Genomic DNA, 15293 nt, shown 5'->3' with positions numbered 1-15293 from the left:
TTACGCCTGAAAGCCGTAAGAACCCGGGGCCGCCGCCCACATGTCCCTTCATCTAAATCACAATGTCAAAGAGCCGCCCAAACATCGAAGCGGACAGTGATCGTCCCCCGCTATCTCTATCGGGGGACATACTGTCCTGCTATGTTGGCGACCGTTCGTGGCGAAAACCGTTGGTCATCACCGCGTCGGTGGAGTGGCATCTAGGCCCGTCAGGCGAACCCGTCAACTCCTTTCTCGCAAAAAATGAACCAAAAACAAAAATTACTCCGCAACGGCCCACCTGCATGCCCTGGAGGCTGCGCCACGAGGCCGACTTGTAGAAGGAACAGAATAACTTAATTCACGCCCCTGCCCCTTTCGGATAGCAATCCGGCCGCGATCCCATCGCCCTCGCTTCCGCAAAGACGACGACGTCATGCGCTTCCTTCCACATTGACGGGACAGCAGCGTCGGAAACCGGCGTCGCGTCCTGGGGATAGTTCATGATCTTTGCACAATTTGCGCAATCTCCCGTCGCGACACCGGATATTCCGTGATGGAAAGTGGGGGGTCGCTCGTTCTGGACATCGGGTCGGAAGAATAAGGCGTGTCCGTGATACGAAGGTGCAGAAGAGCCGGTGTCGCGCGGCCGGGGCGGCATGCGCTGCGCCGGATCGCGACAATGGGCGCGCCCCTATTCGTGGCCCTGCCCATCGTGCCCGCCCCGGCATTCGCCCGCAATGGCACTGACACCTCCTTCGATATACCCCGTCAGAAGCTGGAAACCGCGATCCAGCAGCTCGCCTTGCAGGCCGGCCGGCAGATCGTCTTCCCCTCCGCCCTTGCCGGTTCGGCCACGTCGCACCGGCTGTCGGGCACCATGCCCTTTTCGAGCGCCCTGCGCCGGCTGCTCAAGGGCAGCGGCCTGACCTTTCGGGAGACGGACGCCCATGTCATCCTGATCGAGCCGGCCTCCCCTGTCCGCGGCACGACCGACATTGCCGCCGCCGCCCCCTCATCCCCCCTGCCCCCGGCCCGCCCGCTGATCGTCACCGCGCAGCGTCGCACCGACCCGGTCAGCTTTGCCGGCGACCTGCGCCTGCGGCCCAGCGCGGCGGGGATTGCCGCCCTGGTCGAAGCCAGTCCCGGCATCAGCAGCGAACCGGGCAATGCCGGTCAGCGCGCGCTGGTCGTGCGTGGCGTCGGCATGGCGGGAGAATCCACCACCCTGGTCTATTTCGGCGACGTGCCGATCGCCGGCCCGTCGGGCACCGGCAGCGACGCCGCGCGCACGACCAGCGACCTGTCGCTGGTGGACGTCGCGCAGGTCCGCATCGCGCGCACCGCACGCAGCGCCGAACATGGCGTCGGCGCGCTCGCGGGCGAGATCGAGATCGCGCCCGAGGAGCCGCATCTGGGCCAATGGGGCGGCGGCGCCAGCCTGGGCCTGGGCATGCAGCAGGGCGGCGAGCCCGACCTGTCGGCCTCGTCCACGCTCAATATCCCGCTGGGCGAGCGCGCTGCCCTGCGCGCGACCGCTTATGCCAGCCGCGCGGGCGGCTATGTCGACAATGTCCGCACCGGCGCGCGCAACGTCAATGACGACGACATATCGGGACTGCGCCTGATCGCGCGGATCGTGCCACAACCCGATCTCGACATATCGGCGCTGCTCACCTGGCAGCATCGCCGCATTGCCGATGCGTCCTCCTGGTTCCAGTCGCTCGGCCCCTATCGCACCGATCGCTATTTCGCCGCGCCCACCACCCATGATTTCCTGATGGGGCGGCTGAAGATCGGCTATGGCGGCGGCCCGGTCCGCCTGACCAGCATCACCGCCGCCTATCGCTGGTCGCTCGACCGGCGTTATGATCGGACCAACGCCACCTTGTTGCAGGGGCAGGATCCCGAAGCCTGCCAACGCTATTTCGGGCTCGACAGTCCGTCCTGCGATCCGGCGCAGACACAGCAGTTCGCCGATTATGCCGCCGGCCTCGCGCCATCGCTGCTGCATATTCCTATCGTGTCGACCCGCATCCTGCAGGAATTGCGCCTGGGCCATGACAATGTTCACGGGCTGGGCTGGGTGGCGGGCGTGCTGATCGATCATCGGAGCGAGCGGCTGCGCAGCGAACTCTCCTCCTACAGCGGCGATCCCGATGTCACCGGCGAACTGTTCGGTGCCCGCCGGCTGGCGATCAGCCGCGACCAGGCGGCGCTGTTCGGCACGCTCTCCTATCGGGAGGATGATCTGCTCGTCTCCCTCGGGCTGCGTTATGATGATTATCGCGTCGCATCGCAGAATGACGTGGTCGTGCCCAATCTGCTCAGCGGATCGATCGACTCCTGGCCGCGCACCGTCAGCCGCTCGGGCGGGCTCAGCACCCGCGTCCATATCGACCTGCCGATCGCGCCGGGCGCCAGCTGGCATACCCAGCTGACGCGCAGCATCCGGCCGGGCGGGGTCAATACGGCCTCGGTGCTGCTGCCCGATCGCCGCACCTATGATGGCGACAGCCTGTGGGGCGCGGAACTGGGCTTCAACCTGCATCTGGGACGCGACAGCGAGATGACGCTGACCGCCTATATGAACGACTGGCGCGACATGCAGTATCGGGCGCTGTCGGAAAATCGCTCGCACGCCTATCTGGTCAATGTCGGCAATGCGATGATCCTGGGCACCGAGTTCGAACTGGTCGCCCGGCCGCTACCGGGTCTCACCGCCCGGCTGGAGGCCAGCCTGATCCGCGCCGACCTCACCCGCGTGTCCGACGCCGCGCCGCTGGTCGGCGGCGCCGACAAGGGCGACAGCATCCCCTTCGTGCCGCATCGCCGGTTGCAGGCCAGCCTGGCGCGCAGCTGGTCGGTCGGCGGCCATGGCCAACTGACGATCGAGGGCGACTGGCAATATCAGTCGGGTTCCTGGTCCACCTTCACCCGTGACGATCCCGATTTCGTCGAGACGTCGAGCTTCTCGCTGTTCGGCGCGGGGGTCAGTTGGCGCCGGGAACGGACCAGCCTGTCGCTGCGCGCGCGCAATATTTTCAACCGCGTCGCGAATTTGCGCGCGGTGACTAACGGATATGGGGTCGGTCAAACGTTCAGTTCAGGACCGCGATCGATCCTGCTGAGCTGGGACCGGCATTGGTGATGCGGGTCGCCGGGGCGGCCCGCAAGGGGTTTGAAAGCGCGGACAAGGGGTTTCGGGGTTGAACCGTCTATCAGGATCGTCGTTGCCGCAACCGGGCGGGGTGGAAAACAGGGCGACCGACTATTCCGCCTATATCCCGGCGCTGCGCCGCTATTTCGCGCGCCGCGTGGCCAACGCCCATATCGTCGATGACCTGGTGCAGGATGTGATGCTGCGCATGCATGTGCGCCAGTCGCCCGACGGCATCGACAATCTGGAAGGCTATATCTTCCGCACCGCGTCCAGCGTATTGCGCGATCAGGCGCGACGCGATCAGGTCCGTCATGCCAAGGGGCATGATGAACTGACGGAAAAGGATCATCCTGCTGAGGAACGGACCGCCGACCGCGTCTTACAGGCAAGGGAAGAGATCGCCCAGGTCGTCCGCGCGCTGGAAGAGCTGCCGGAACGGACCCGCGACATCTTCCTGATGCGGCGCTACGAAGGGCTGGCCTATGGCGATATTGCAGAAAGGCTGGGCATTTCGGTGAGCGCGATCGAGAAACATGTCGCCAAGGCCGTCGCGCATATCGCCCGGCGCATGGCACGATAGGATAGCGGTCACTTCATGACCCAGGACGGGGACGACCCCTTCGACATCGCCGCCGCCCACTGGGCGCGGTTGCAGTCCGGCACGGCGACATCCGCCGAGCGGGCCGCGATCGCCGCCTGGTGCGACGCGGCGCCAGCGCATCGCGCGGCCATGGACGCGGTCGAGCGGAGCTGGGACGTCGCCGGCGCTGCGGAACAGGATGATGCGATCGCGGCGATGCTCGCCCAGATGCAGGCGCGCCAGACCGACGCCGCTACGCCATCCACCAGCCGCCGCCCGTGGCGTGCGGCCTTGCTGGCAGCCTCGCTGACCGCGCTGCTGGCGGTGCCGGCGACGCTCTGGTTCACCAGCCGGCCTGCCGAGCATCCCGTGCCGCCCGCCCTGTCCGGCGAACAGGTGGCACAGGCCACGGGCACGCGCCTGTTCAGCCCCGCCGGCCGCCGCCGCAATATCCAGTTGCCCGATGGATCGCGCGTGATCCTGGACGCCGACAGTGCGATCCGCTTCGCCTTCTCCACCGACAAGCGGGCGGTCGCGCTGGAGACGGGCCGCGCCTATTTCGCCGTCCAAAAGGACAAGAGCCGCCCCTTCAGCGTATCGGCCGGCAAGCTCACGGCCACGGCGGTCGGCACCGCCTTCGACGTGTCGCGCCTTTCGGGCCGGGAACAGGTGACCACCACCGAAGGGCTTGTCCGCGTCGTGACGGCTGCAGCAACCCACAATGGCAGCCGCGCCACCCTGTTGCCCGCCGGCATGCGCCTGACGCAGAAGGACCAGAGCATTTCGGTCGCCCCCGTCGACGTGACCCGCGAAAGCGCCTGGCGCGACGGGCGCATCGTCTTCACCGGCCGCTGCCTGTCCGACGTCGCGGCGGAAATGAACCGCTACGGCTCGGGCCGGCTCGAGGTGAAGGAGGATGCCGCGCATATCGCCATCAGCGGCGTGTTCGACATCGACAATGCCGATGGTCTGGCCGAAGCGCTGGAGCAGCAGGGCCTTGTGCATGTTGCACGTAGCGCTGACCGGATCGTCCTGACCCGCGGCGATCAGATCATCCCCGGCGACTGCGCCGTCCGGGGCTGATCCAAAAAAACGGGGCGTCCGATGACGCCCCGCTCCTTCCCTTATTTCCGATCGGCCGCGCCATAGAGCAGCGCGTTGAACAGGAATTTGAACGTGCCATAGGATTGAGCGCGCTGCGCCACTTCCGGCCCCATCACCAGCAGCTTGCCCTTGCCGACATCGACATCGGCGACGGCGATCGTGCCGGCCAGCTTCTCCTGTCCCACGGCCCAGCCGCTGCGCAGCAGGTCGCGGCCCTCGAACCAGGACACCTGGCCATAGGGGGTGGCATTCGCCGTCACGAAGGTCTGCGAGCGGTTGAAGAACATGTCCACCTGATCGGGCAGGCCATAGGCCAGCGGCTGGCGGTTATCGACGCGCGCGCGCAGGATCGATCCGGGGATGAAGAAGCTCTTGGTGTCGAGCGGCTTCATCGTTCCCTCTACCTCGCGCGCCAGAGCGGGCTTGAGCGGCGTGCCGAGCAGGTCGATGAAGCGGGCCGAATTGCCGATCGCCACCACCGCGCCGCCATTGCGGGCGAAGTCCGCGACCGCCGGCACCGTCTTGGCGTCGGTCAGATCGCCCAGCATCGGCACGAACTCGGCCGGCGTGTCCTTGACGTCCGGCTGCTTGCCGGCGCGCGCCGTTCCCCAGGCGCCGCTGGGCGGCAACGCCCCATCGGCGAACAGCAGCACATCATAATCCTTCGCCAGATTGCCCGCATCCAGACGCTTGGCATAGACCGGCGCGAACGGGAATTCGAACTTCTCCAGCAGGAAGCGGGTCCAGCCGGTCGGGATATTGCCGCCATAGCGATCGACCAGGCCGATGCGCAGCGGCTTGAGCGCAATGCGCTCGCCCTGCGGCGCGGCATCGACAGCATGGGCGGTCAGGCCCAGCTGCGTCACCGCGTCGCCGACGATCTTCTGCGCGCCGGCCGATGCCGGAATCCAGATCGCGCCGGCCTGCATCGCCTCGCCATCGGCGCTCACCGCCTGCTTCAGCCAGGCCGGACGCACACCGGCCTTCAACAGACGGTTGGTCAGGATGAAGCTGTTGTTGCTTTCATGACCGACGATCCAGCCCGCCTTGCCCTGGCCGATAATCCGGCCGGGCGGCGGCGCCAGCAGGTCGGGCACCGGGGTGAAATGCTGGTCCAGCCCGTCGAGCAGCCGGTCGAAGCCGATCCCCATCTGATAGGCCAAAGTATAGCCAGTAATGTCATAGGGCGCCTTGGGCGGGCCGCCGGGGAAATCGGTGTCGTGCGGATGATCCTGCGGCTCGAACATGTCGATCACATGCGGGCGATAGGCCTGGTCGGTGCGCACGATATAGGAACCGGCGGCATAGTTTTTCCCGCCCGCCTGGAACGGCGCGTCGGCCCGCTCCACCTCGACGCCATTCTTGATGAGCGCGTTGAGGAAGGCGATCGCGGTGGGCATGTCGCGCTGGTCGGCGGGGATGATGTAAGCGCGCGGATCACGCTCGGCCGGCGCCTGCAGCATCGTCTTGTAGAGGCCGGGATCGACCTTCTTGGGGCCACGCCCTTCGTCCAGCGCCTTGGCATTGGCCAGCCGGTCGACCTTCGACGGGGTGATGGTCCAGCTATCCTTGCTGCCCTTCTCGATGCTGTTGGCGCCCATCTTCCAGATGTTGAACAGCAGTCGCTCGCGATTGCGCGAAGCATAGTCGATGACCGCGCGGTCCAGCGTCCACTGATAGTCGAGCGAATCCTGCAAATGCCAGTCGCGCGGGCCGATCGGCATCATCTCGTCGCCGCGCGGCAACTGGGTCGATGGCACCAGCGGGATCTTCGCCGGGGTCGGCCCGCCGATGATCTCGGTCAGCAGGCCGATGCTGTTATGGAAATAGGCGACCGAGCGTTCCATGCCATTGTGCCAGGTCGAATAGGGCGCCGCGCTGCGCGTGCCGGAACCCGCCTTGCCTTCGGAAATCAGGCGCGAATGCATGGCAAAGCCGACTTCGTTGAGCTGCGCCATGACGATCGGGTCATAATTGAAATTGAACGGATCGCGGAACGGCGGCACGAACACCACCATGCCCTCCGGCCCGGTCTGATGCTGGTTATAGACGATCTGCGGATACCATTGGCGGAACAGCACCCGATTGACATTCTCGGTCTCGGGCATCGCCGCCATGAAGCTGTCGCGGTTATTATCGTGGCCGATATATTTCTGGTAGAGGCGCGGCAGCGTCGCCATCTCGCGCTTCTTGGGATCGGCCGAGCGCATATACCAGTTGGCGACCAGTTCCATGCCATCGGGATTGTCATGCGCGAACAGGATGATGCAGTCGTCCAGCATGCGCATCGTTTCCGGGTCCGACTGGGTCAGCATCCGGTAGAGCACCTGGATCTGTCCCTGCGACGTCACCGTCTCGGTCGCGTGCATGCCCGCGTCGATCCAGACCACCGCCTTGCCCTGCGCCGCCAGCGTGCGCGCCTGCGCCTCGTCCACGCCATGGGCACGGGCCAGCTTCTCGGCAATGGCGCGATACTCGTCCAGCTTGGCCAGGTTCGCGGGCGAGGAGACGATCGCCATCCACTGGCTGCGCCCTTCCGCGCTCTTGCCGATGTCGACCAGCTTCATCCGGTCGCTTTCGGTCGCCAGCTTCTGGAGATAGGCCTCATATTCGCTGTAATTGGCGAGATAATAGTCGGTCCCCGGCGGCTGCTTGAAGAAGCGCTCGGGCGGGGTCGGCGTGCCGGATTGGGCGGTGGTCTGAGCCGCAGCAGGAACCGCCTGCAACAACAGCGCGCCCGACAGGAAAAGCCAATGGGGTTTCATGCAATCTCTCCAGATATCTGGTCGTAAGCGGGCAGAAAGGGGAAAGGGCGCGATGCTTCATCGCGCCCCTTTCGAACAGGCCGTCAGCCCTTAGTAGAAGCGGACATTGTCGATCTGCAACCACATGCGCTTGCCCGGACCGCGCGATCCGCCGAACTCGACCTGGGTGATGCCGTCACCGGTGAAGGCCGGGCCGACCTTGCCGCGCCGCTCGACCGGCTTGAACTGGCTGAACGGCACCTCGACCGCAGCCCAGCCGGCGCCGCCCTGCACCTGCGCTTCCCAGACGCCGTCCAGACCGTTCAGGCGAACGGTGTAGGCGCCGTCACCCTTCAGCTCGAAGCGCAGGCCCTTATAGCCGCTGATCTTCGCCGGGGTGATCGACCCGCGGCTGAGCGGAATGGCAAAGCCGGCATAGGCCGCTTCCTTGACCGCCATGCGCGCCGACAGCGACAGCGCCTTGCCGCCCTCGTCGCGCGGCACCGTCTGGGTGATCTCGACCGACCGGTCGATGCCGCCATCGGGCGTGTCGACGCGCAACGTGTCGATCGACGAGCGGCGATCGTCGCGCTCGAAATCGTCGATCAGCGCAGGCACGCTGATCGAGGGCAGACGGTCGGTCTTGTTGGCGGCGGGCAGTGCCGGGGCGCCGGCGCCATAGGCCAGCTTGCCGTCGATCAGCACCTGTGAGACCTTGTAGACATCCTTGATGTTGGTCCAGGGCGTGCCGTCGATCAGCACGATGTCGGCGCGCTTGCCGACCGCAATGGTGCCGCGATCGGCATCGATGCGCATGATCTTCGCGCTGGTCTGGGTGCCGGCGACCAGCGCCTGGCTGGGCGTCAGGCCGGCCTGTACCAGCAATTCCATCTCGTGCAGGGTGGATGGGCCATGTGGCGTGCCGGGCATGCCCGCGTCGGTGCCCAGCGCGATCGGCACGCCGGCATCGAACAGCGCCTTCACATTGCCCAGCGCAAAGCCGAACTTGCGGAAAGTCTGCTTCAGGCGCGGATCGTCCGCCTTCACGTCGCCGCGCTTATAGGGATCATAGACCGCCAGCGTCGGGGCCATCGCCATGCCGCTCTGCTTGATCGCGGCGACTTCCTCGGCGGTGATCGGCCGGTCCTGCAGGCCATGGGCCAGCGAATCCACGCCCGCCCGCGCCGCGACCAGGCCGCGATCGACGGTGACGGTGTGGGTCAGCACCGGCCAGTTCTGGACATGCGCCGCCTCGACCGTGGCCTTCAGCGTCCATTCGTCCATGCTGGTATTGTCGGGCGACACGCCATAGCGCCAGCCGTCGGAGAAGATCTTCACCAGATCGGGCTGATAGGGCACCAGGCTCTCGATCGCGGCCTTGCCGGCGCCGGGCGTGTTGACCCAGATGGTGGTCGCCTGATCGGCCCAGTCGGCGCCATGGCCGCCGGGCGTGCTGATGCGCGCGGCGAAGCGGACATGGGGCGCGTTCATCTGGCCCAGCCAGGCACGCAGCGGCGCGAACGCCTCGGGCGCCTCGTTGAAATCATTCACCGTGGTCACGCCGGCCGCGACATAGGCATTGGCGATCTGCGGGAAGGTGCTGGGGTTGCCGCCGGCGGTCCAGTGGGTATGGACGTCGAAGAAGCCGGGCAGCAGCGCCTTGCCCTTGGCATTGATGACCCTGGCGCCGCGCGGCACCTTCACATCGGCGCCGACGGCGGTGATGCGGCCATCCTGGATCAGCACGGTGCCGGGCGCGGGCGCCGCGCCGGTGCCGTCGAAAATGGTCGCGCCGACGATGGCGACCGTGCCGCCATCGGCCGGGGCCGAGACGGAGGCGGCGGAATGCAGCGCGATCGGCAGGGCGATGGCCGAGGCCAGCAGAGCAGTGACAACAGATTTACGCATGGGACTTCCCCCTCAAAGGCAATGATTATTCTTCGGTCGCCGGCACCGCCGGCATGCAGAACCAGCATTCGGCATCGCTGCCGATCGGCGCGCCCGGCGGGATCGGCGGCGGCGGCGCGATCGGCTCGGCCAGCTTGGCGCGCTCCTCGGGCGAGGCCGTCAGCATTGTGGCGAGATAGCGATTATGCGCGGCGTCGGCGGCAGCGCCACGCTTGCCGAGGCGCTCGGCCAGGCTCTCCATATGCGCCCGCACGATGGCGATCGCGGTCGACGACAATTGCTTATCGTCGGCCAGGCTGATGAGGCGCAGGACATAGCGGACGCGGACCTGCCGCACGATTTCCGCCTGACGGCCCGTTGCCCCGGCGGCCATCACCCGATCGTCGATCGCGCCCAGATATTCGTCGAGCGACAATTGGCCGGCATCGGCGGCATTCTGCGCCACCAGCCGGTTGAGCCGCTCGGGCGCCAGCATCGCGATGAAGCTGCCATCGGCCGCCGCTTCGGCCGCCCGCGCCCAGTCGAAGGCGGCGGCGGTGCGTCCGGGCAGCAGTTCGATGTCGGTCTGGCGGTCGCTCATGCCCGACTGGATCGATGACAGCAAAGGTGACAGGCGATCGGGCAGATCGAGCGCGACGGGATCGAGCGTCGCGAGCAATGCGCGCAATGCCGCCCGCTGCTGCGCGGCGTCGACCGGCAGCGCCTGCTCATGGCCATCGCCCTTCACCGCATAGCTGTAGTCCACCCCGCCGATCAGCTTCGATGCGGCCGTCACCTGGTAACGGTGGAACAGATAGATCGGCACGATCATCCGGCGCAGGTCGGCGGCGGCCGCCCCGGCGGGTAGGTTGTCCAGGCCGAAGCGGTCAAGCGCGATCCGGCGCACATCCATGATATGGGTCAGCTGCGCGGCGGCATCCGTGCCGTCATCCCACATATTGCCCCAGGGCTGGGCATCGCCATCGCCGCGTGTGTCACCATCGGCGACAAAGCGATAGCCCTTGGCCTGAACCGCGCGGGTCATGGCGTCCAGCGCGCCCTTCTCGTCGGTGCCGGCCGGGAACTGGCGATAGAGCCAGTCGATCGCGAACTTGTCCCAAGCGCCGACGCCGGTGGCATAGGCGTCGGAAAAGTCGAGCGCGCCGTCCCGCACGGCAATGCGCGGCGCGGGATAGTCCATCACCGACGCCCGGTTCTCGAAGGTCGAACCGGCGAAATTGTGCGACAGGCCCAGCGCATGGCCGACCTCATGCACGGCGAGCTGGCGCAGCCGCGCCTTGACCAGCATGATCGGGTCGTCGCTGGCACCGGTGCCCTCCTTCGCCGCGCCGGCCAGCCCCTCGAAGATCAGCTTGTCCTGCCAGGCACGCAGCGATCCCAGTTGCACCACGCCGCGCACGATTTCGCCGCTGCGCGGATCGACGATGGTGGTGCCGGTCGACCAGCCGCGCGTTTCGCGATGGACCCAGGCGATGACATTGTAGCGCGCGTCCATCGGGTTGGCGCCGACCGGCAATTCCTCGACCCGGAAGGCGTCCACGAAGCCGGCCGCGTCGAACGCCTGTGCCCACCATTGGGCGCCTTCCTTCAGCGCATCGCGGATCGCCTGCGGCGCGGCGCGGTCGACATAGAAGATGATCGGCTTCTTGACCGCCGAACGCTCGGCATTGGGATCGGTCTTTTCCAGCCGGAACCGGCGCACCAGCCGGGTGACGATCGGCTCGTCCAGCGCGGCGGCATAATTGTTGCGGATGACCTGCACCGACGTGCCGGTGCGCGGATCATGGGCGCGGGTGTGGAAATTTGCATCGGGCAGGCGGATGAAGCTGTGATGCACCCGCACCGTCAGCCCGCGCGCATCGGGCAGCACGCGCTCGATGCTGCGTCCCGGCTCGTCGCTGGTGAAGGTCAGCGCCGCCTCGAACTCGACATTGTCCGGGAAGGCCAGGCTCTGCGCCGGATCGACATAGGACAGCGCCGGCGCAATCTTGAAATTGCCGGCCTTGGTCGCCTTCAGCCGCCCGGCAACGTCAAAGGCATCGCGCATCAGCAGGCCGGACAGATCGAGCGTGATGCCCCTGTCATCTTCGCTGACAATATCGCCCGACCAGATCGGCGAATTGGAGAAGGAGCGCGCGACTGCCTGCTCCTCGCCGGCGTCTCCATTGAGCGCGCGGAAGCGGTAATTCTCGAACTCGGCCAGCACCTTGTTGCCGACCTTGCGGAACAGCAGCACCTGCGTCTCGCCCAGCCGCGCGCGATCCAGGCCGATCTCGGCTGCGCCCAGGCCGCCCGCGATCGAGGGGGTGTAGAGATAGCGGGCGATGACGCCATTGGCGCCCGCTTTGGGCAGGACGATCTTCTGCCCGCCCGCCAGCGTGAACAGGCTGGCCGGGGCCGGACTTGCCGCCGGCGCGGGCTGGGCCAGCGCGGTGCCGGCCGGCACGCTCAGGATCATCAGGGCGACAAGCGGCAGCGCGCGCAGCGATTTCATCAATAACATGTCCCGAAAGCAAAAAATGGGCACCGGCGCGATGGCCGGTGCCCCAGGAGGCATCAGAATTTGTGGCTGACGTTCAAGTACCAATAGCGACGCAGCGGCGAATAAAGCTGGCCCTGATAGCCACTGGACGACAGCGGCGGCGCCTTGTCGAACAGGTTGCGCACGCCGATGCGCATGCTGGTGCCGCTCAGCGATCCCTCGGTGAAGCGATACTGGCCATAGAGGTTCGCCGTGGTGGTCGCCTTGACCGTCCAGTAATCGCCGTCGGCGTCGATCAGGCCGGTGTCATAGACCTTGCCGGTATATTGGGCGAAGGCGCCGACCGTCACATTGTTCAGCGACCAGGTGAGCGAGGCCGAACCGCGCCACTTGGGCTTGCGATCGAGCTGCAACAGGCTGCGGCCGCCCGAGATGTTGACGGCGGCGTCGATGTCGCCCGCGTCCTGCGCCGCCAGCAGTTCGGCGATGCCCGGCGAGGGTTCCTGATAATATTTCAGGAAGTGCGACGCATTGACCGCGAAGTTGAAGCTGCCGACGCTGGTTTCGGGCGTGCGATAGGTCAGGTTGAAGTCCAGGCCCTTCACCGTCTGCGGCTGCAAATTGGTATATTGGTCGAGAACGTAGAGAACCTCGCCCGCCGGGGTCAGGCCGGTGCCGGCAAAGGCTTCGACATCCGAAGCGGTCGCCGCGGCGCGGATCACGTTCGGATTGCTCGAACCCTGCTTGCGCAGCAGATAGTCGAGGATCAGCGCATTGCCTTCGCCGAAGATGCCGACCAGGCCGGTCTGGCGCACCCGCCACCAGTCGGTGGTGAAGGTCAGATGGCCCATGCCGTCGGGCAGCGGCGGCTCCAACACGACGCCGAAGGACAGGGTCTTTGCCCGTTCAGGATCGAGATCCGGGTTACCCGAACGCCGGGCCGAGGTGGTCTGCGCCCGCGAACATTGCGAGAAGTCGGTGATGCGGCCGGCGCGAACGTCCGCCTCGCACATGATATAGTCGGTGCGGCTGTTCGCGCGCGTGACGACCGTCGCGTTGGTCTGCTCCAGGTTCGGGGCGCGGAACGACTTGGCCCAGGAACCACGGAAGCGGATGCCGCGCACCACTTCCCAGGCGCCGGCGATCTTGGGCACGGCGACATCGCCGAAATCGCTATAATGTTCGTACCGGCCAGCCAGCTGGAGATCCAGGCTGCGCACCAGCGGGATGTCCATTTCCGGCGAAACCAGCGGCACGGCAAATTCGGCATAGGCGCCGAACACTTCGCGATGGCCGCTGGTGTCGTTGTTGAGCGCGGAGTTGACGAAGTCGCCCGCAACCGCGCCGGTCAGCGGATCGGTATAGGTGATGGTGCCGTCGATGCGCGGATCGCGATCGTCGAGCTGGGTCTCGCGCCGCGCCTCGATACCCGCCGCAAAGCCGACATTGCCACCCGGCAGGGTGAACAGGTCGCTCTTGGAAATGCGGAAGTCATAGGTCGCCAGGGTCGACTTGGTATAGCGGACCAGTTCCTCGCGCATCGCGTCGATGGTCGACTGGCTGTTCACCGACGTGCCGAAGATGTTGTAGGCGTCCGGGGTCGAGAGCGACAGATATTCCTGCAGCTTGGTGCGGCTGATATTGTCGCTGACGTCGCGGGCCCAGGCTTCGGAGTAGCTGACCGCACTTTCCCAGTTGAAGCCGTTGAACTCGCCGCGCAGACCGGCCAGCAGGCGATATTGCTGGTTGGTCACGGTGACGTTCATCGGACCGAAGTCATCGAACAGATAATTGTTGATGGTGAGCGGCAGCCCCTCGGCCGGGGCGTTGGTGCCGGCCAGGCGGTTGGGATTGACGGTACCGTTGGCGAACACGGCCTGACCCAGCGGGTTCCAGTAGTTGCTCGCCGGCACATAGATGGGGATCGAGCTGAGCGTTGCGACCGGGCTCTGCTGTGCCTTGGTCTTGCTGCGATAGAAGCCGGCTTCGGCGAAGAAGGTGACATCGTCGCTGATGTCATAATGGCCGGTCATGAACAGGTTGAGGCGGTTGAGGCGCGGCATGATCGACGTGCCCTGCGCCAGCGAGTCATAACGCAGGTCGCGGTCCGCGCCCGCCGTCGCCATCGCCCCATTCTGGATGCAGCGATCATTGCCGATCGCCGCGACGCAGCCCGTGCTGCTGGTCGGCTGCAGGTGGAACTGGCCCGATGCGTTGGTCAGGGACGTGCCGTTGATGGTGACGGGCACATTGCCATAGGTGCGCAGGTTGGCGAAGGGCGTGGTGGTCGACCGACCGTCGAGCGAGGTCGAGCCTTCGAACGCGGTGCCTTCGAACAGGCCACGGCGGTCGGAGGATTCGGTATAATATTGCTCGGTCGAATCCAGGCCGGTGCCATGGTCATAGCTGCCGAACAGGGTGATGTTGCCGCGATTTTCAGCAAAGTTGGTGCCGATCACGCCATTGGCGTTGAACTCGCGCAGGCCGGGGCCTTCCGCGCCGCCATATTGCAGCGACAGTTCCGCACCCTGATAGTCGGTCTTGAGCACGGTATTCACCACACCCGCCACCGCGTCCGCGCCGTAAATGGCGGCCGCGCCGTCGCGCAGCACTTCCAGCCGCTCCAGCCCGTTCACCGGGATGGCATTGGTGTTGTAGCTCAGCACCGGCACCAGTTGGTCGTTCGCCTGGCTGGTCGGGTGGGCGACGACACGGCGGCCGTTCAGCAGCACCAGCGTGTTGCCGATGCCCAGACTGCGCAGGTCGAGCGAGCCGACGTCGCCGCGCGCACCGTTGGAGCTGCCGGGCAGATATTGGCTGTTGAACTGGACGTCGCCAAATTGCGGGATCGAACGAAACAGTTCGTCGCCCGACACGGCGGCCGCGCTCTTGATCTCGTCGGTCGATACCACCGTGACCGGCAGCGCCTCGTTGATCTTGGCGCCCTTGATCTGCGAGCCGACGACGACGATGCCGTCCGCCGCATCCGCCGCCGGGGCGGCGTCCTGCGCAAATGCGCTGCCTGCGGTCATGGCCCATCCCATGGCGATCAGGCTCGCCGCGCAGGCTCCCTTGTTCCGATACACACCCATATGTCTTCCCCTGGCTCCCGCCATCCGATCCCTTCGGATGGGCTCTGATCTTTTGAGGTTGTCCCCTCGTCCGGCTGCGTGGCCGGAAACCCTCTCATTGTCGGAGACGCAGGCCCGAAAATTTCCCCCATCAAAAATTTCACTTTTGTGATGGTGGTATCCATCGCCCTGATCGATAAGCCGTTTCACCAGTGGGGGATGGTGCGGACCGCCCCGCTTCATGCAGCCAGGGGATCCATCC

The 15293-nt window shown here is 66.1% G+C and carries 7 protein-coding genes; 3 read left to right on the top strand and 4 right to left on the bottom strand.

Features of this window, described 5'->3' with window-relative positions; all coding sequences use genetic code 11:
* Positions 1–661: 661 nt before the first annotated feature.
* From AC0KVN_RS21775 to AC0KVN_RS21765, 3 genes are all read left to right on the top strand, one after another.
* Entirely contained in the window at positions 662–3130 is a 2469-nt protein-coding gene (locus AC0KVN_RS21775) for a TonB-dependent receptor (RefSeq protein ID WP_435567912.1), read from the top strand.
* An 82-nt stretch (positions 3131–3212) separates the two neighbouring features.
* A complete protein-coding gene (locus AC0KVN_RS21770; protein ID WP_122129546.1) occupies positions 3213–3722 on the top strand; it encodes an RNA polymerase sigma factor in 510 nt (169 codons plus the stop codon).
* Between the two features lie 15 nt (positions 3723–3737).
* Positions 3738–4805 carry a FecR family protein gene (locus tag AC0KVN_RS21765; protein ID WP_435567913.1) on the top strand — a complete coding sequence of 356 codons (1068 nt, stop codon included), beginning with the start codon at positions 3738–3740 and terminating at the stop codon, positions 4803–4805.
* Positions 4806–4846: 41 nt separating this feature from the next.
* Here AC0KVN_RS21765 and AC0KVN_RS21760 read toward each other — a convergent pair whose 3' ends face one another.
* From AC0KVN_RS21760 to AC0KVN_RS21745, 4 genes are all read right to left on the bottom strand, one after another.
* Positions 4847–7591, bottom strand: coding sequence for a M14 family metallopeptidase (locus tag AC0KVN_RS21760; protein WP_435567914.1), 2745 nt, complete (start codon positions 7589–7591; stop codon positions 4847–4849).
* A 90-nt stretch (positions 7592–7681) separates the two neighbouring features.
* Positions 7682–9478: a CIA30 family protein gene (locus tag AC0KVN_RS21755; RefSeq protein ID WP_435567915.1), complete on the bottom strand. Its 1797-nt coding sequence runs from the start codon at positions 9476–9478 to the stop codon at positions 7682–7684.
* Between the two features lie 25 nt (positions 9479–9503).
* On the bottom strand, positions 9504–11972 hold the full coding sequence (locus AC0KVN_RS21750) for a zinc-dependent metalloprotease (protein ID WP_483656384.1): 2469 nt from the start codon (positions 11970–11972) through the stop codon (positions 9504–9506).
* A 62-nt stretch (positions 11973–12034) separates the two neighbouring features.
* Positions 12035–15052: a TonB-dependent receptor domain-containing protein gene (locus tag AC0KVN_RS21745; protein WP_435567917.1), complete on the bottom strand. Its 3018-nt coding sequence runs from the start codon at positions 15050–15052 to the stop codon at positions 12035–12037.
* Between the last annotated feature and the right edge of the window lie 241 nt (positions 15053–15293).

The organism is Sphingobium sp. SG1, assembly GCF_057063145.1.
Note: the sequence above shows the minus strand (reverse complement) of the source record. Positions and strands in the feature narration are given on the sequence as shown.

Coding starts and splice junctions, on each gene's coding strand:
- AC0KVN_RS21775 (WP_435567912.1), top strand. CDS start 662: ATGGGCGCGCCCCTATTCGTGGCCCTGCCCATCGTGCCCGCCCCGGCA.
- AC0KVN_RS21765 (WP_435567913.1), top strand. CDS start 3,738: ATGACCCAGGACGGGGACGACCCCTTCGACATCGCCGCCGCCCACTGG.
- AC0KVN_RS21760 (WP_435567914.1), bottom strand. CDS start 7,591: ATGAAACCCCATTGGCTTTTCCTGTCGGGCGCGCTGTTGTTGCAGGCG.
- AC0KVN_RS21755 (WP_435567915.1), bottom strand. CDS start 9,478: ATGCGTAAATCTGTTGTCACTGCTCTGCTGGCCTCGGCCATCGCCCTG.
- AC0KVN_RS21750 (WP_483656384.1), bottom strand. CDS start 11,972: ATGAAATCGCTGCGCGCGCTGCCGCTTGTCGCCCTGATGATCCTGAGC.
- AC0KVN_RS21745 (WP_435567917.1), bottom strand. CDS start 15,052: ATGGGTGTGTATCGGAACAAGGGAGCCTGCGCGGCGAGCCTGATCGCC.